The organism is Clostridioides sp. ZZV14-6150 (assembly GCF_020657875.1).
Lineage (GTDB): Bacteria > Bacillota > Clostridia > Peptostreptococcales > Peptostreptococcaceae > Clostridioides.
In genome coordinates, this window is sequence record NZ_JAGWDA010000022.1 from 1 (window position 1) to 15087 (window position 15087).

At 31.5% G+C, this 15087-nt stretch carries 25 protein-coding genes; all 25 read right to left on the reverse strand.

Features of this window, described 5'->3' with window-relative positions; translation table 11 throughout:
• Positions 1–297: 297 nt before the first annotated feature.
• Positions 298–1002 (reverse strand): N-acetylmuramoyl-L-alanine amidase CwlD, encoded by a 705-nt coding sequence (gene cwlD / locus KGF41_RS18505; protein WP_227436991.1) that lies wholly within the window; start codon positions 1000–1002, stop codon positions 298–300.
• A 516-nt stretch (positions 1003–1518) separates the two neighbouring features.
• Positions 1519–1911: a 30S ribosomal protein S9 gene (gene rpsI / locus KGF41_RS18510; RefSeq protein ID WP_003421105.1), complete on the reverse strand. Its 393-nt coding sequence runs from the start codon at positions 1909–1911 to the stop codon at positions 1519–1521.
• Between the two features lie 28 nt (positions 1912–1939).
• Positions 1940–2371: a 50S ribosomal protein L13 gene (rplM, locus tag KGF41_RS18515; protein WP_227436993.1), complete on the reverse strand. Its 432-nt coding sequence runs from the start codon at positions 2369–2371 to the stop codon at positions 1940–1942.
• A 119-nt stretch (positions 2372–2490) separates the two neighbouring features.
• Positions 2491–3222 carry a tRNA pseudouridine(38-40) synthase TruA gene (truA, locus tag KGF41_RS18520; RefSeq protein WP_227830325.1) on the reverse strand — a complete coding sequence of 244 codons (732 nt, stop codon included), beginning with the start codon at positions 3220–3222 and terminating at the stop codon, positions 2491–2493.
• 27 nt (positions 3223–3249) lie between these two features.
• Positions 3250–4053 (reverse strand): energy-coupling factor transporter transmembrane component T family protein, encoded by an 804-nt coding sequence (locus tag KGF41_RS18525; RefSeq protein WP_227436997.1) that lies wholly within the window; start codon positions 4051–4053, stop codon positions 3250–3252.
• Complete coding sequence (locus KGF41_RS18530; protein WP_227834972.1) at positions 4047–4913, reverse strand: energy-coupling factor transporter ATPase; 867 nt, start codon at positions 4911–4913, stop codon at positions 4047–4049. Before KGF41_RS18530 ends, KGF41_RS18525 begins: the two co-directional genes overlap by 7 nt.
• Positions 4901–5734, reverse strand: a complete 834-nt coding sequence (locus tag KGF41_RS18535) for an energy-coupling factor transporter ATPase (RefSeq protein WP_227830327.1) — start codon at positions 5732–5734, stop codon at positions 4901–4903. Before KGF41_RS18535 ends, KGF41_RS18530 begins: the two co-directional genes overlap by 13 nt.
• A gap of 119 nt (positions 5735–5853) precedes the next feature.
• Positions 5854–6195 (reverse strand): 50S ribosomal protein L17, encoded by a 342-nt coding sequence (gene rplQ / locus KGF41_RS18540; RefSeq protein WP_227830328.1) that lies wholly within the window; start codon positions 6193–6195, stop codon positions 5854–5856.
• A 20-nt stretch (positions 6196–6215) separates the two neighbouring features.
• Positions 6216–7163 carry a DNA-directed RNA polymerase subunit alpha gene (locus KGF41_RS18545; protein WP_227830329.1) on the reverse strand — a complete coding sequence of 316 codons (948 nt, stop codon included), beginning with the start codon at positions 7161–7163 and terminating at the stop codon, positions 6216–6218.
• 77 nt (positions 7164–7240) lie between these two features.
• Positions 7241–7864, reverse strand: a complete 624-nt coding sequence (rpsD, locus tag KGF41_RS18550) for a 30S ribosomal protein S4 (RefSeq protein WP_227437005.1) — start codon at positions 7862–7864, stop codon at positions 7241–7243.
• A 32-nt stretch (positions 7865–7896) separates the two neighbouring features.
• Positions 7897–8295 carry a 30S ribosomal protein S11 gene (gene rpsK / locus KGF41_RS18555; RefSeq protein ID WP_227437007.1) on the reverse strand — a complete coding sequence of 133 codons (399 nt, stop codon included), beginning with the start codon at positions 8293–8295 and terminating at the stop codon, positions 7897–7899.
• 35 nt (positions 8296–8330) lie between these two features.
• The gene (rpsM, locus tag KGF41_RS18560; protein ID WP_227437009.1) at positions 8331–8702 is read right to left on the reverse strand and encodes a 30S ribosomal protein S13; all 372 of its coding nucleotides are present in this window, start codon (positions 8700–8702) and stop codon (positions 8331–8333) included.
• Positions 8703–8854: 152 nt separating this feature from the next.
• Positions 8855–8968: a 50S ribosomal protein L36 gene (gene rpmJ, locus KGF41_RS18565; protein ID WP_002509257.1), complete on the reverse strand. Its 114-nt coding sequence runs from the start codon at positions 8966–8968 to the stop codon at positions 8855–8857.
• A gap of 35 nt (positions 8969–9003) precedes the next feature.
• The gene (gene infA / locus KGF41_RS18570; protein ID WP_003421127.1) at positions 9004–9222 is read right to left on the reverse strand and encodes a translation initiation factor IF-1; all 219 of its coding nucleotides are present in this window, start codon (positions 9220–9222) and stop codon (positions 9004–9006) included.
• Positions 9223–9259: 37 nt separating this feature from the next.
• Positions 9260–9529, reverse strand: coding sequence for a KOW domain-containing protein (locus KGF41_RS18575; protein ID WP_227854967.1), 270 nt, complete (start codon positions 9527–9529; stop codon positions 9260–9262).
• A 21-nt stretch (positions 9530–9550) separates the two neighbouring features.
• Positions 9551–10297: a type I methionyl aminopeptidase gene (gene map, locus KGF41_RS18580; protein WP_227830331.1), complete on the reverse strand. Its 747-nt coding sequence runs from the start codon at positions 10295–10297 to the stop codon at positions 9551–9553.
• Complete coding sequence (locus KGF41_RS18585; protein ID WP_227437015.1) at positions 10298–10948, reverse strand: adenylate kinase; 651 nt, start codon at positions 10946–10948, stop codon at positions 10298–10300.
• Positions 10949–10964: 16 nt separating this feature from the next.
• Positions 10965–12233 carry a preprotein translocase subunit SecY gene (gene secY, locus KGF41_RS18590; protein WP_227437017.1) on the reverse strand — a complete coding sequence of 423 codons (1269 nt, stop codon included), beginning with the start codon at positions 12231–12233 and terminating at the stop codon, positions 10965–10967.
• A 43-nt stretch (positions 12234–12276) separates the two neighbouring features.
• Positions 12277–12720, reverse strand: a complete 444-nt coding sequence (gene rplO, locus KGF41_RS18595) for a 50S ribosomal protein L15 (RefSeq protein WP_003421135.1) — start codon at positions 12718–12720, stop codon at positions 12277–12279.
• A gap of 32 nt (positions 12721–12752) precedes the next feature.
• Positions 12753–12938, reverse strand: coding sequence for a 50S ribosomal protein L30 (rpmD, locus tag KGF41_RS18600; protein ID WP_227830332.1), 186 nt, complete (start codon positions 12936–12938; stop codon positions 12753–12755).
• A gap of 14 nt (positions 12939–12952) precedes the next feature.
• Positions 12953–13462 carry a 30S ribosomal protein S5 gene (gene rpsE / locus KGF41_RS18605; RefSeq protein WP_227437021.1) on the reverse strand — a complete coding sequence of 170 codons (510 nt, stop codon included), beginning with the start codon at positions 13460–13462 and terminating at the stop codon, positions 12953–12955.
• Between the two features lie 20 nt (positions 13463–13482).
• On the reverse strand, positions 13483–13851 hold the full coding sequence (gene rplR / locus KGF41_RS18610; RefSeq protein WP_227437023.1) for a 50S ribosomal protein L18: 369 nt from the start codon (positions 13849–13851) through the stop codon (positions 13483–13485).
• Between the two features lie 35 nt (positions 13852–13886).
• A complete protein-coding gene (gene rplF / locus KGF41_RS18615; protein WP_003435668.1) occupies positions 13887–14429 on the reverse strand; it encodes a 50S ribosomal protein L6 in 543 nt (180 codons plus the stop codon).
• Positions 14430–14459: 30 nt separating this feature from the next.
• The gene (gene rpsH, locus KGF41_RS18620; protein ID WP_003421148.1) at positions 14460–14858 is read right to left on the reverse strand and encodes a 30S ribosomal protein S8; all 399 of its coding nucleotides are present in this window, start codon (positions 14856–14858) and stop codon (positions 14460–14462) included.
• Between the two features lie 32 nt (positions 14859–14890).
• Positions 14891–15076, reverse strand: coding sequence for a type Z 30S ribosomal protein S14 (locus KGF41_RS18625; RefSeq protein WP_003421149.1), 186 nt, complete (start codon positions 15074–15076; stop codon positions 14891–14893).
• Positions 15077–15087 lie beyond the last annotated feature (11 nt).

Genomic DNA, 15087 nt, shown 5'->3' on the forward strand with positions numbered 1-15087 from the left:
AACTCTCAAATAAAAGTTTATCAGGCTCAGATACTATTGTTATCAAAATATCTGGCTTTATGGTTTGTTTCTTGTTTATAAATTAACCTACTGTTTAATTTTCAAAGTTCTTTTGTCTTATTTTTGTGCTCCTTTTGGGCACTCATATATAATATCATCTATATTATTCTAAGTCAACGCTTTTTTAACTTTTATTTTAATTATTTTTTTGTCAAAACAAAAATAGCTCATATTAATGCATTTTTAAACACCTCAATACAAGCTATTTACATATTTAGACTTATTTTTATAATTATTTCAACTTAGATATTTTTGTATACCTATGTATATTGCCCACGCTATCTTTTCTTGATATGTTTCATCTGTTAAAAGTTTACATTCTTTTTCATTTGATAGAAAACCACATTCTATTAACACTGATGGAATATTATTTTCTTTCAAAAGGTATATGTCATCTCTAGGCTTAACTTCTCTGTTATTTGTTTTATCTACTACTCTTTTAAGTTCTTCTTGAATACACTTCGATAATTCCTTGCTATCTTGTTTATCTTTAGGATAAAAGGTCTGAGCTCCATAGTATTTAGACTGTTCAAATGCATTTAGATGTATGGATACGAACATATTAGCATTGGAATTAGAAATTATTTCTTTCCTATTTTTTAAGTTCTCATTATATTTTTGTCTTGTAGTTTTATTATTTTCTTCTTTATAGAGGCTACTGTCATCTTCTCTGGTTAATATTACAAGACCTCCACTTGATTCTATAAGCTCTCTAAGCTTAAGTGTTATTGCTAAGTTGATATCTTTTTCAGATGTGCTCTTATCCTTGTTTAATGCTCCTGGATCAATACCTCCATGACCAGCATCTAAAATTATTGTTTTATTTGTTATTGGCATATATTTGATAACATCTTCAGAAATATTTTTCACTTCAAATATTGATACTATTACTAGACACACCATAACAAAACTAAAAATTATATGTTTTATGTACTTTCTCACAACATCACCCTGTATATGTATACTTATAAAAACACTATAATATTCCAAATATTAGTACAAACATTTAAATTTCACTTTAGTATTTATCAATCTCTATTTTTTAATATTAATATATGATTACATAAATATGCTATATTCACGTCTACTCTAAATTCCTATTTTTAATTATTATCGAATAACAGGTATAATAAATTATGACAATTTATATTATGAATTATATTATTGAATAACCTAAATTCTATTGCTTATAAAATGTAAAATTTTTAATTATATTTACTGTAACTTTCTTTATTAATTTCTCAATAGAACTATTATTCCAATAACTTTAACATGTAATTTTTTATTAGACAATTAAAACAATAAAAAGGATGTTTTTCTATTGAAAAACATCCTAATAAGATATCTTATTATTTTATTGTATATCAATCATTAACTTAAACCCAACATTTTAACATGCTCCCATATTTTCTGAATGGCAGAAAATAAAGGATTTTGCTTTTCCAAAAAAATAAATAATTATCTTTTTGAGAATTGTGGAGCTCTTCTTGCTGCTTTTAATCCGTATTTCTTTCTTTCCTTCATTCTTGCATCTCTAGTTAAGAAACCTTCTTTCTTTAAAGCAGGTCTTAAATCTAAATCAGCTTTTAATAAAGCTCTAGATATACCATGTCTTATAGCTCCAGCTTGTCCAGTGAATCCTCCACCTTCAACTTTTACTATAACATCATATTTATTTTCATTACCAGTTAAAACTAATGGTTGTTTAACATCTCTTATTAATGTTTCATAGTTAAAATAATTTTCTAATGCTCTTCCATTTACTAATATATTTCCTTCACCTGCAACTAGTCTTACTCTAGCAACAGAACTTTTTCTTCTTCCAGTTCCATAATATTGAACGTTAGCCATTATAAACTCCTCCTTTCACCTATTAATCTTATTTAAAGTTTAAAACTTCTGGATTTTGAGCTGCATGAGTGTGTTCAGCACCTGCAAATACTCTTAATCTAGTCATCATTCTACTTCTTAATTTGTTTTTAGGTAACATGCCATTTACAGCATGTGCTATAACTTCTTCTGGTTTTTTATCCATCATATCTCTATAAGATATTTCTTTTAATCCACCTACATAACCAGTGTGGTATCTGTAATATTTTTGATCTAATTTTTTTCCACTTAAAACTACTTTTTCTGCATTAACTACAACAACAAAATCTCCACCATCAACGTGAGGAGTAAATGTTGGTTTATGTTTACCTCTCAATACTGTCGCAATTTCTGTTGCTATACGACCTAATGTTTTTCCTTCAGCATCAACTAAGTACCATTTTCTTTGTACATCAGCTGGCTTAGCTATATAACTTTTCATAACTGTCCCTCCTTAACTACTTTTCATAAAAATTTTTTACCGTTTATGTCAAGTCCGGGGCAAGTGGACTTATTAACACATTCTCATATATTTTAATACATGTAGCCTGGTGTGTCAAGTTAATAATGAACTTTTTTAAGAAATAATCCTTGTGCTGGAGCTGTATGTCCACATCTTGATCTGTTTTTGGATTCTATTATATCTAAAAATGATTCATTAATTCTACCACGTCCTATATCAACAAGTGTTCCAACAATAATTCTCACCATATTATATAAGAACCCATCTCCACTAATTTCTAAAGTAATCAAATCATCTGTTTTTTTTATATTTATATCATATATTGTTCGTATTGTATCTTTTACAGATGAACCAGAACTCATAAAACCTTTAAAATCATGTGTACCCAATAGGCTTTTTGATTCTATACACATTTTATCAAAATCAAGTTCGTACTTTACTTGATATGATATGTTGTTAAGTATTGGATGTCTAAACTTACTGTTATATATTAAATATTTATATGTTTTTCCTTTTGCACTGTATCTTGAATGAAAATCATCATTAACTTCATATGCTTCTATAACTGATATATCTTTTGGTAATTTAGCATTTAGTGCCATTGGTATACTTTCTATACTTATACTTGAACTAATTTTAAAATTTGCAGTTTGTGCAAGAGCATGAACTCCTGAATCAGTTCTACCTGACCCTATAAGTTTAACTTCTTCATTCGTTATCTCATATATAGCCTTTTCAATTGTACCTTGTATCCCTAGGGAATCTGGTTGCTTCTGCCATCCACAATAATTTCTACCATCATATTGGATTGTAATCTTTATATTTCTCATATTTTACCTCATCTATATATGCTTCTATTAAATCGCTATAAATCTAGTAGCTATGATTAATCCTAAATAAATAACTTGAAACACACATGCTATATAATCTGCTTTTACTATAACAGACTCCCTCATTTTTGTTCTATTGTGCCCACCTCTATAACATCTAGCTTCCATAGCCATAGCCAATTCATCTGCTCTTCTAAATGCACTAACAAATAGTGGAACTAAAAGAGGTACTAGATTTTTAGCTCTATTTATAAGATTTTTACTTTCAAAGTCTGCACCTCTAGACATCTGAGCTTTCATTATTTTATCTGTTTCGTCCAATAATGTCGGAATAAAGCGCAAAGCAATTGTCATCATCATTGCAAGCTCATGAACTGGTAAACCAATTTTCTTAAAGGGATTCAATAATCTCTCTATACCATCTGTCAATTCTATTGGTGAAGTTGTTAAAGTAAGTAATGATGTCCCAATTACTAAAAATATAAGTCTTATTGCCATAAAAATTGCTTGTCTCAAACCTTGACTTGTTATCGTTAAAAATCCAAATGACCATATCTCATCACCTGGTAAGAAAAAAATATTTATAATAAATGTAAATAAAATAATCCACTTAAGAGGCTTTACACCCTTAACAATATACTTAACTGGTATATTAGCTAACTTTATCATACCTAATAAACATAATAAAACTATCATATAAGGCCAAAATTTATTTACTACAAATATAGATACCATAAATACAATTGTTGCTACAAGTTTTATCCTTGGATCTAATTTATGAATAGCAGAACTTGTTGGGTAGTATTGCCCTATAGTTATATCTTTTAACATAATCCTCGCCCTCTCACAACTCTTAATATTTCCTGTTTTGCTTCTTCTAAAGTCAATATGTCTTCACTAATGTCAAAACCTTGTTCTCTTAATTTCAATGCAAGTTCTAAAACCTGTGGAATATCTAAACCAATTTCTTTTAATTTAATAGCATTTGATTTAAATACATCTCTAGGAGTACCCATAAATTCTATTTTCCCATGATTCATAACAATTAAAGTTTGTGCCAACTTTGCCATATCATCCATACTATGTGATGACAATATTATAGTCATATTGTTTTTTTCATGTAAATTTTTTATTAAATTGAAAATTTCATCTCTTCCACCAGGGTCAAGACCTGCAGTTGGCTCATCTAATATAAGTACTTCTGGATTCATTGCTATAACTCCAGCTATTGCAACTCTACGTTTTTGTCCTCCTGATAATTCAAATGGAGATTTATCTTTAAATTCCTCATAGTCAAGTCCTACAGCTTCCATCGATGCTTTTACCCTATTATGTATTTCAGCCTCTTCTAGACCTAAATTAGCGGGTCCAAAAGCTATATCTTTATCAATTGTTTCTTCAAATAATTGATATTCTGGATATTGAAATACAACACCTACTCTTTTCCTTATCTCAGTTAAGTTTAAATTCTTATCTGTTATATTAAAATCATTTATAAAAATCTCTCCTGAGGAAGGCTTTAATAGTCCATTTAAATGTTGTATCAATGTAGACTTTCCTGAACCTGTATGACCTATAAGTCCAACAAAATCTCTATCTTTAATTTCAAAAGATACATCATCAAGTGCCTTACTTGCAAAAGGCATCCCTTCATTATATATATGTGTTAAGTTCTTTACTATAATTGACATAATTCCATCACCATCTCATCCACAGTTAATATATCACTACTAATATTTATACCTTCTTCTATTAATAAACTAGACAACTCTGTCATACAAGGCACATCTAAACCGATTTCCTTTAACATATCTATTTTACTAAATACTTCTTTAGGAGTCCCTTCTAAAAGTTTCTTACCTTTCTCCATAACGACAACTCTATCAGCTTCTACAGCTTCTTCCATAAAGTGAGTTATATGTAAAACAGTTATATTTTCTTCTTTATTAAGTCTTTTTATTGTTTTCATAACTTCTTTTCTTCCAGATGGGTCTAACATCGCTGTTGCTTCATCAAATATTATACACTTAGGCCTCATTGCAATTATACCTGCTATTGCAACCCTCTGTTTTTGACCACCTGATAACAAATGTGGTTGTCTACCTCTTAAATCATACATACCTACACTTTTTAAAGACTCTTCTACAATACGTCTTATCTCTTTTGGCTCTATGCCTAAGTTTTCAGGACCAAAAGCCACATCTTCCTCTACTATTGTGGCAACAATTTGATTATCTGGGTTTTGAAATACCATGCCTGCTGTTTGTCTTATATCCCATAATCTTTCTTCTTCTTTGGTATCCATTCCATCAATGAGAATATTTCCTTCTGTAGGCATAAGAATAGCATTTAAGTTTTTAGATAAAGTAGACTTACCAGAACCATTATGTCCTATTATCGCAACAAATTCTCCCTTTTTAACATCCAAGCTTAAATTATCTATTGCTTTAAGTTTTGCTTCATCTGTAATATACTCAAATGAAATATTGTTTACTTTTATTATATTATCCATTAATTCATACTCCTTTTAGTAAGCAATAACTTATAAAAATCATTTTACACATTATTATATCACACCTTAGTCAAAAAAATAAAAAAAAGATTAAGCCATCAAGCCTAATCCTTTCCTTACTATACTAATTCTATAAAAGCCATTTCAGCAGCATCGCCTTTTCTTGGCCCTATTTTTATTATTCTAGTGTATCCACCATTTCTCTCAACATATTTTGGAGCTAAATCTGTGAATAAGTTATTAACTACTGTTTCATCCATAACATAAGCTAAAACTTGTCTTCTAGCATGAAGATCTCCTCTTTTAGCAAGAGTTATCATCTTTTCAGCCATTCTACGAGTTTCTTTAGCTCTAGTTACTGTAGTTTCTATTCTTCCACTTCTTAGTAAACAAGTTACTAAGTTTCTTAACATAAGGTTTCTGTGAGCTGTTTCACGTCCTAATTTACGGTACTTAGCCATTCTTATCCCTCCTTTGCTCGCTATTCTTCACTTGGTTTTAAACCTAGCCCAAGTTCCTCTAGTTTTTGTATTACCTCTTCTAATGACTTTTTACCTAGGTTTCTAACCTTCATCATATCGTCTTCAGACTTATTAGCTAATTCTTCAACTGTGTTAATTCCCGCTCTCTTTAAACAGTTGTATGATCTAACTGATAAATCTAATTCTTCTATAGTCATTTCAAGAACTTTTTCTTTTTGATCTTCTTCTTTTTCTACCATGATTTCAACACTACTTACATGTTCAGTTAAGTCTATAAATAGATTTAAATGCTCAACTAATACTTTTGCAGCTAATGATATACCTTCTTGAGGGTTTATACTACCATTAGTCCAAACTTCTAGTACTAATTTATCATAATCTGTTTTTTGACCAACTCTTGTGTTTTCTACATGATAACTAACTTTCTCAACAGGAGTATATATTGAATCCACAGGTAAAACACCTATTGGAACATTCTCTGTTTTATTTTCTTCAGCAGAAACATAACCTCTACCTTTATCTACAAATATTTCCATATTAAACTTGGCATTATCATCTAATGTAGCTATTGCTAAGTCTTTGCTTAATATTTCAACATCTGGAGGACAGATTATATCTGAACCTGTGATAGAGCATGGTCCTTGAGCCTCTATTTTAAGTGTTCTACTTCCTTCACCATCTATAGTTGCTGAAAGCTCTTTTAAAGTTAATATTATCTCTGTAACATCTTCTTTAACACCAGGTATTGTAGAGAATTCATGAAGAACTCCATCTATTTTTATAGCATTTACAGCTACACCTGGTAAAGATGATAATAATATTCTTCTTAGTGTGTTACCTATAGTTATTCCATATCCTCTTTCTAGAGGTTCTATAACAAACTTACCATATCTATAGTCTTCGCTAAGCTCAACTATATCTACTTTTGGCTTTTCTATTTCTATCATGGACAAAACCCTCCTTAAAATTCAGTAATCCACTGAGGGTAAACAAAATTTTAAAATAATTTTTAAAAGTGTGCTTATTATTTAGAGTAAAGTTCTATGATTAAGTGCTCTGCTATTTCAAGATCTATATCTTCTCTTGTTGGAACACCAACTACTTTTGCTGTCATTCCTTCTACATTAGCTTCTAACCATTTAGGAGCTATTCTTGAGTTAACTTCTACTAAATTTTTGAATTTTGCAGAAGATCTTGATTTTTCTTTAACTTCTATCACATCTCCAACTTTAACTGTTAATGAAGCTATATCTACTTTATTTCCATTTAAAGTGAAATGACCATGAGTTACTAATTGTCTAGCTTCTTTTCTAGAAGATGCTAGTCCCATTCTGTAAACTACATTGTCTAATCTTCTCTCTAATAAACTTAATAAGTTCTCACCTGATTTTCCAGGCATGTTCTCAGCACGTTCGTATAAATTTCTAAATTGAGTTTCTAAAACTCCATATATTCTTTTAACTTTTTGTTTTTCTCTTAATTGTAATCCATAGTTAGAAACTTTCTTTCTCCCTTGGCCATGTTGACCTGGAGCATAGTTTCTTTTAACTATAGCACATTTATCTGTATAACATCTATCACCTTTAAGGAATAATTTCATTCCCTCTCTACGGCATTGTCTACATGATGCACCTGTATATCTTGCCATTTATCTACACCTCCTATTTGTACTCTTATTAATTACACTCTTCTTCTCTTTGGTGGTCTACATCCGTTATGTGGGATTGGAGTAACGTCTTTTATCATAGTTACTTCTAGTCCAGTTGCTTGTAAAGCTCTTATAGCAGCTTCTCTTCCTGAACCTGGCCCCTTTACGAATACCTCAACACTTTTTAATCCGTGTTCCATCGCAGCTTTTGCAGCTGTTTCAGCAGCCATTTGAGATGCAAATGGAGTTGATTTTCTTGATCCTTTGAATCCTAATTGTCCTGAACTTGCCCAAGATATAGCATTTCCATGAACGTCAGTTAAAGTTATTATTGTATTGTTGAAAGTTGACTGTATATGAGCATGACCACGTTCTATATTTTTACGTTCTCTTCTTCTAACACGTGTAACTTTCTTTTTTGGTTTAGCCATTTTCCTTTTCCCTCCTTCATCTAATTATTATTTAATTATTTTTTCTTTTTACGAGATACTGTTTTTCTAGGACCTTTTCTAGTTCTAGCATTAGTTTTAGTTCTTTGTCCTCTTAATGGAAGACCTTTACCATGTCTAATTCCTCTATAACATTTTATATCTCTTAATCTCTTTATGTTTAAAGCAATTTCTCTTCTTAAGTCACCTTCAACTAAGAAATCGTCATCTATAACTTTTCTTAACTCATTAACTTGATCTTCTGATAAATCTTTTATTCTTGTATCTGGATTTATCTCAGCTTTAGCTAATATTTCGTTAGCAGTTGCTTTACCTATACCATATATATAAGTTAAGCCTATCTCCGCTCTTTTTTCTCTAGGTAAATCTACCCCAGCTATTCTTGCCATGATCGCACCTCCTACACATAGTTTTTAGTGTTTAAAACTTCATATCATATATCAATCCTACGTCAGATTGTTCAACGATTTTAACGTTCTTTTGTTAACATCACAATATAGTATTATACTATAAAATTTAACAAAATACTAGTAATAATTTCTTATCCTTGTTTTTGCTTATGCTTTGGATTTTCACAGATAACCATTACTTTTCCTTTTCTTTTTATTACTTTGCATTTTTCACATATTGGTTTTACTGATGGTCTAACTTTCATTATTAATCCCTCCTTAGACTAAATATCAAGATAGTCTACTTCTTACGCCAAGTGATTCTCCCTCTTGTAAGGTCATATGGAGAAAGTTCAACATTCACCTTATCACCTTCAAGAATTCTTATGAAGTTCATTCTTAGCTTTCCAGAAATGTGGCATAATATCTCATGTCCATTTTCTAATTTAACTTTAAACATAGCATTAGGTAAAGCTTCTGAAACTGTACCTTCTAATTCTATAACATCTTTTTTGGCCATTAACTAACCAGCCCTCCATTTCAATAAGTTAAATTATCTAATTTAACTTAGTAAGTTCAGCTCTTAAAAAAGAATCTGTAATCTCTTGTCCAGATACTACTCTTTTTCTAACTTCATCATTAATAAAATTATATTTTTTTAAGTGCTTAACTTTCTTTAACTTAGGTTTGTCAAGTTTTCTTTTCTTTCCATCAGCTATTAATACATATTCATTATTAATTATCTTGACTACGAAAAATAAATTTCCTTCATCTCGACCTAATGAAACCTTAACAACTTGACCTATACTTAAATTATCTGATAGCACTTTTTTCACCTACTTCTTAATTTACAACTTTGTCAATATCAAAGGTTCATGTTCAGTAATTGCTATCGTATGCTCATAATGAGCTGATTTTTTTCCATCTATTGTAACAGTCGTCCACCCATCTGATAGAGTCTTTACATGATAACGACCTGCATTAACCATTGGCTCTATAGCAATAACCATTCCTTCTCTAAGTCTTGGTCCTTTTCCTGGGAGTCCATAATTAGGTACCTGTGGATCTTCATGAAGATTTGCTCCAACTCCATGTCCTACCAAATCCCTAACTACTGAGAAACCATGTTTCTCAACGTGTGTTTGTACTGCGTGTGAGATATCTGAAAGTCTATATCCTAATTTAGCAAATTTTATTCCTTCATAGAAGCTTTCTCTAGTTACTTCTATTAATTTCCTATCTTCTTCAGATATCATGCCTACTCCATGAGTTTTCGCAGAATCACCATGATATCCTTTATAATAGGCTCCTATATCTAAGCTTACAATGTCTCCTTCTTTTAATAGAGTCTCACCTGGAATTCCATGTACAACTTCTCTATTGATAGAAGCACATATACTTCCTGGAAAACCTCCATATCCTTTAAAAGATGGTTCAGCATTGTATTTTCTTATATTCTCTTCAGCTATTTTATCTAATTCTAAAGTAGATATTCCCGGAGAAATAGCATTTCTTAAAACTTCATGAGTATCAGCAACAATTTTGCCTGCTTCTCTTAAAAGTTCTATTTCTTTCTTTGATTTCAAGATAATCATTTATTTTCCACTTCCTAAAGCAGCAACAATATCTTCAAATACTTTATCTATTGCTTGGTCACCTTTTATATCAGCTATTATACCTTGTTTGCTATAATAATCTACTAAAGGCTTAGTTTCATCTAGATAAACTTGTATTCTCTTAGATACAGTTTCTTCATTATCATCAGCTCTTTGATATAATTCTCCTTGGCATACATCACATACACCTTTTACTTTAGGAGGATTAAACTCAACATGATAAGTAGCTCCACAAGACTTGCATATTCTTCTACCAACTGCTCTAGATACTAATATACTCTTATCAACTTCAATATTGACAACTTTATCTAGTACTATACCAGCATTTTTTAAGAATACATCTAAATGCTCACCTTGTGCTACATTTCTTGGAAATCCATCTAACATAAATCCATTTTTACAGTCTTCTTGAGATATTCTATCAGTAACTAAACCTACAGTTAACTCATCTGGTACTAATAAACCTTGGTCCATGTATTCTTTAGCTTTTTTTCCAAGTTCTGTTCCCTCTTTTATATTCTTTCTGAATATATCTCCTGTTGATATATGAGGTATATTGTATTTTTCTACTATTCCTGCCGCCTGAGTACCTTTACCAGCACCTGGAGGTCCAAGTAATATTATTCTCATATTATCCATCTCCATTTTATTTTAAGAAACCTTGATAGCTTCTCATAACTAAGTTTGACTCTAATTGTCTCTTAAGCTCCAAAGCAACCCCAACAACGATTAGCAATGAAGTCCCAGCTAGACTCATATTTACATTCATATAATGTGTTGTAAGAGCTGGTACCATAGCAATTATTGCTAAGAAAGTAGCTCCAGCTAAAGTTAATCTTGTTAAGATTCTATTTAAATAATCCATAGTAGGTTCACCTGGTCTGATACCTGGTATAAATCCACCATTATTTTTCATATTTTTAGATATATCTTCTGTATTGAATGATACAGTTGTATAAAAATATGAGAAGAAAATTATAAGTAGAATTTCAATTGATCTGTATGTCCAAAATCCTTGTTCTGTTGCCATACTTAAGTATTTTTGAACAAAAGCTTGAGCATCTGCCCCCATAAACATAGCTATTGTTTGTGGAAAAGCTAAAAGTGAACTAGCAAAAATTATAGGCATAACTCCTGATTGGTTAACTTTCATTGGTATATGAGAACTTTGTCCTCCATACATTTTTCTTCCAACAACTCTTTTAGCATATTGTACAGGTATCTTTCTAGTAGCTTCTTGTATAAATGTAACTCCTGTAACTGTAAGTAATATAACTACAATTAGAAGTATTATTACCCAAGGTGCAACTTGACCAGATTTAACTTGTTGTGCGATTTTAATAACATCTGTTGGTATTCTTGATATAATACCTGCAAATATTATTACTGAACTACCATTACCAATTCCTTTTTCGGTAATTTTGTCCCCAATCCACATTACTAACATACTTGCTGAAACTAATGTTATTACAACAGTTGTGATAAAAAACACACTATTTGATATTAAAGCACTTCTTACAATTCCTAATGTAATTCCCAAAGCTTGTACAACTGCTAGAGCTAGTGCTGTATATTTAGTGTACTTATTGATTTTTTTCTTTCCTTCTTCACCAGATTTTTGAAGTTCTGCTAAACTTTCAAAACCTACTGTTAGAAGCTGTATTATGATTGATGCAGTAATATATGGACTTATACCCAAAGCAAATAATGAAAAGTTACTAAATGCTCCACCAGTAAACATATTATACAGAGAAAGTAGACTATTGCCGCCTACCATCTTTTGTATAATACTAGTGTCTATACCTGGAACTGGTATTGTAGTACCTATTCTGAATATCACGATCATCATAAGTGTATACATTACTTTTTTTCTTACTGCTTTAATCTTCCAAGCTTGTTTTAATTTTGACAGCACGCTAATTCACCCCGCCTGTACTGGCTAGGAGATTAGCAGGTTATTATACTAACTCTGCTTTTCCACCAGCTTTTTCTATTTTTTCTTGAGCTGAAGCTGTAAATTTAGCAGCTTTAACAGTTAAAGCTTTTTCTAAATTACCTTCACCTAAGATTTTAATTCCATCTTTACCTATTTTGCTTATAGTTTTAGTAGATTTTAATAATTCTGCAGTTATTTCTGTTCCATTTTCAAATCTATTTAAAACTTCAACATTAACTTCTGTGTAAACTTTCTTAAATATGTTATTGAAACCTCTCTTAGGAAGTCTTCTAGCTAGTGGCATTTGTCCACCTTCGAACCCTACTCTTACTCCACCACCAGAACGAGACCATTGACCTTTTTGTCCACGTCCTGCAGTTTTACCTTGTCCAGTTGCAGTACCTCTACCTAATCTTCTTTTAGCTCTTACTGCACCTTCAGCAGGTTTTAACTCATGTAACTTCATGGATTGCACCTCCTTGCACTACTTTTTAAAAATTATTCAGCTATTTCAGTTACTTCTAATAAATGACTTACTTTTTTTATCATACCTCTTATTTGAGCATTGTCTTCTTTTACAACAACTTGTTCTCTTTTTCTTAATCCTAACGCTTCAACATTCTTTTTTTGGTTAGGAGTAGTTCCTATAACACTTCTAACTAATTTTATTTGTAATTTAGCCATTTTACACTACCTCCTTACCCTAGAAGTTCTTCAACTTTTTTACCTCTAAGTTTAGCTATATCTTCAACTGTTTTTAGAGAATTAAGTCCTTCTATTGTAGCATTTACCATATTTCTTGGATTGTTAGATCCTAAAGATTTAGCTCTAACGTCTTTTAGTCCAGCTAACTCAAGTACGGCTCTAGCAGGTCCCCCAGCTATTACTCCTGTACCTTCTACAGCAGGCATTATTAATATATTTCCAGCACCAAAGTGTCCGCGTACTTCGTGAGGAATTGTAGTCCCAACCATTGGCACTACTATTAGATTTTTCTTAGCATCTTCAACTGCTTTTTTTATAGCGTCTGGTACTTCCATTGCTTTCCCAGCACCTATACCAACGTGTCCGTTTTCATCTCCAACAACTACTAACGCTGCAAATCTGAAGTTTCTACCACCTTTTACAACCTTAGTAACACGTCTTACTTCAACAACTTTTTCTTGTAAGTCAAGTTGTCCTGCATCTATCGGCTTACGACGTAGCATGTATTTTTCCCTCCTTCGTATTAGAACTTAAGACCAGCTTCTCTAGCACTTTCAGCTAATTCTTGAATTCTTCCATGATATAAGTATCCACCTCTGTCAAATACAACTTCAGTGATTCCTTTTTCAACAGCTTTTTTAGCAACTAATTCTCCAACTTTCTTAGCTGCTTCCTTATTTCCTGTATGATTAACAGCACTCTTAACTTCTGCTTCTAAAGAAGATGCAGCAACTAGAGTTACTCTGTTTGTGTCATCTATTATTTGAGCATATATATTGTTAGCACTTCTAAATACACATAATCTTGGTCTTTGAGCAGTACCGCTTATTTTTCTACGAACTCTCTTATGTCTTTGAAGTCTATTAGCATTTTTATCAGCCTTTTTTAACACCTAGCTCACTCCTTTCTAGCGTTTAAGTTTTGGTATTATTTTTTACCAGTTTTTCCTTCTTTACGTCTGATTACTTCATCAACGTATTTTATACCTTTACCTTTGTATGGCTCTGGCTTTCTCCAAGCTCTTATTTTAGCAGCATAGTTTCCTACTAATTGCTTGTCTATACCTTTTACTATTAACTCAGTTTGGTTTGGAGCTTCAACAGTTATTCCTTCTGGATCTTCCATTTCAACTGGATGAGAGAAACCTAAGTTCATAACTAATTTTTTCCCTTGTTTTTGAGCTCTGTATCCAACACCTTTTAGTTCTAATTTCTTTTCGAAACCAGTATTTACACCTACAACCATATTATCTAATAAAGTTCTAGTTAATCCGTGTAAAGATCTGTGTTTTTTATTATCAGTTGGTCTTTCAACCATTATTGTATTTTCTTCTTTTTTTATATTTAACTCAGCACTTAATTGTTTAGTTAAAGTTCCCTTTGGACCTTTTACTGTAACTAAATTTCCTTCAGCTATAGTAACTTCAACACCTGCTGGTATTATTATTGGCTTAACACCTATTCTTGACATGGTCGCACCTCCTTACATTGTTCATATTGATTACCAAACGTAGCAGATTACTTCTCCACCAACATTTTCTTTTCTAGCTTGCTTGTCAGTTAATATTCCTTTTGAAGTAGATATTACTGATATTCCTAATCCATTTAATACTTTTGGTATTTCGTGGTTAGCAGCGTAAACTCTCATACCAGGCTTAGATATTTTCTTAAGACCTGTGATAACTCTTTCGCCTTCTTGTCCGTACTTTAATTGTATTCTTATGATACCTTGTTTTCCATCTTCTATAACATCATAACCTCTTATGAAACCTTCTTCTAATAAGATTCTAGCTAACTCTTTCTTCATATTAGAAGCTGGAACATCTACAGTTTCATGCTTAACAACATTAGCATTTCTTATACGAGTAAGCATATCTGCAATTGGATCTGTCATTGTCATTTTGTAGCCCTCCTTCCATTCTAATCAAGCTTCTACCAGCTTGCTTTTCTAACACCAGGTATTTGACCTTTATAAGCTAATTCTCTAAAGCATATACGGCATATACCAAATTTTTTCAAAACTGAATGCGGTCTTCCGCATATAGTACATCTAGTGTATTCTCTAGTAGCGTACTTTTGCTTTCTTTGTTGTTTAACAACCATCGCTTTTCTAGCCACGGGAATCCCTC

What these genes read in the sequence shown, in the direction of transcription:
- rpsI (WP_003421105.1), bottom strand. Translation starts at nt 1,911, where the DNA reads ATGGCTAACGTTCAATATTATGGAACTGGAAGAAGAAAAAGTTCTGTT.
- rplM (WP_227436993.1), bottom strand. Translation starts at nt 2,371, where the DNA reads ATGAAAAGTTATATAGCTAAGCCAGCTGATGTACAAAGAAAATGGTAC.
- truA (WP_227830325.1), bottom strand. Translation starts at nt 3,222, where the DNA reads ATGAGAAATATAAAGATTACAATCCAATATGATGGTAGAAATTATTGT.
- KGF41_RS18525 (WP_227436997.1), bottom strand. Translation starts at nt 4,053, where the DNA reads ATGTTAAAAGATATAACTATAGGGCAATACTACCCAACAAGTTCTGCT.
- KGF41_RS18530 (WP_227834972.1), bottom strand. Translation starts at nt 4,913, where the DNA reads ATGTCAATTATAGTAAAGAACTTAACACATATATATAATGAAGGGATG.
- KGF41_RS18535 (WP_227830327.1), bottom strand. Translation starts at nt 5,734, where the DNA reads ATGGATAATATAATAAAAGTAAACAATATTTCATTTGAGTATATTACA.
- rplQ (WP_227830328.1), bottom strand. Translation starts at nt 6,195, where the DNA reads ATGGCTAAGTACCGTAAATTAGGACGTGAAACAGCTCACAGAAACCTT.
- KGF41_RS18545 (WP_227830329.1), bottom strand. Translation starts at nt 7,163, where the DNA reads ATGATAGAAATAGAAAAGCCAAAAGTAGATATAGTTGAGCTTAGCGAA.
- rpsD (WP_227437005.1), bottom strand. Translation starts at nt 7,864, where the DNA reads ATGGCAAGATATACAGGTGCATCATGTAGACAATGCCGTAGAGAGGGA.
- rpsK (WP_227437007.1), bottom strand. Translation starts at nt 8,295, where the DNA reads ATGGCTAAACCAAAAAAGAAAGTTACACGTGTTAGAAGAAGAGAACGT.
- rpsM (WP_227437009.1), bottom strand. Translation starts at nt 8,702, where the DNA reads ATGGCAAGAATAGCTGGGGTAGATTTACCTAGAGAAAAAAGAGCGGAG.
- rpmJ (WP_002509257.1), bottom strand. Translation starts at nt 8,968, where the DNA reads ATGAAAGTTAGACCATCAGTAAAACCAATATGTGAAAAATGCAAAGTA.
- infA (WP_003421127.1), bottom strand. Translation starts at nt 9,222, where the DNA reads ATGGCCAAAAAAGATGTTATAGAATTAGAAGGTACAGTTTCAGAAGCT.
- map (WP_227830331.1), bottom strand. Translation starts at nt 10,297, where the DNA reads ATGATTATCTTGAAATCAAAGAAAGAAATAGAACTTTTAAGAGAAGCA.
- KGF41_RS18585 (WP_227437015.1), bottom strand. Translation starts at nt 10,948, where the DNA reads ATGAGAATAATATTACTTGGACCTCCAGGTGCTGGTAAAGGTACTCAG.
- rplO (WP_003421135.1), bottom strand. Translation starts at nt 12,720, where the DNA reads ATGAAGTTACATGAGTTAAAACCTGCTGAAGGTGCAGTAAGAGCTAAA.
- rpmD (WP_227830332.1), bottom strand. Translation starts at nt 12,938, where the DNA reads ATGGCTAAATTACAAATAAAATTAGTTAGAAGTGTTATAGGAACTACT.
- rpsE (WP_227437021.1), bottom strand. Translation starts at nt 13,462, where the DNA reads ATGCTACGTCGTAAGCCGATAGATGCAGGACAACTTGACTTACAAGAA.
- rplF (WP_003435668.1), bottom strand. Translation starts at nt 14,429, where the DNA reads ATGTCAAGAATAGGTGTTAAGCCAATAATAATACCAGCAGGTGTTGAA.
- rpsH (WP_003421148.1), bottom strand. Translation starts at nt 14,858, where the DNA reads ATGACAATGACAGATCCAATTGCAGATATGCTTACTCGTATAAGAAAT.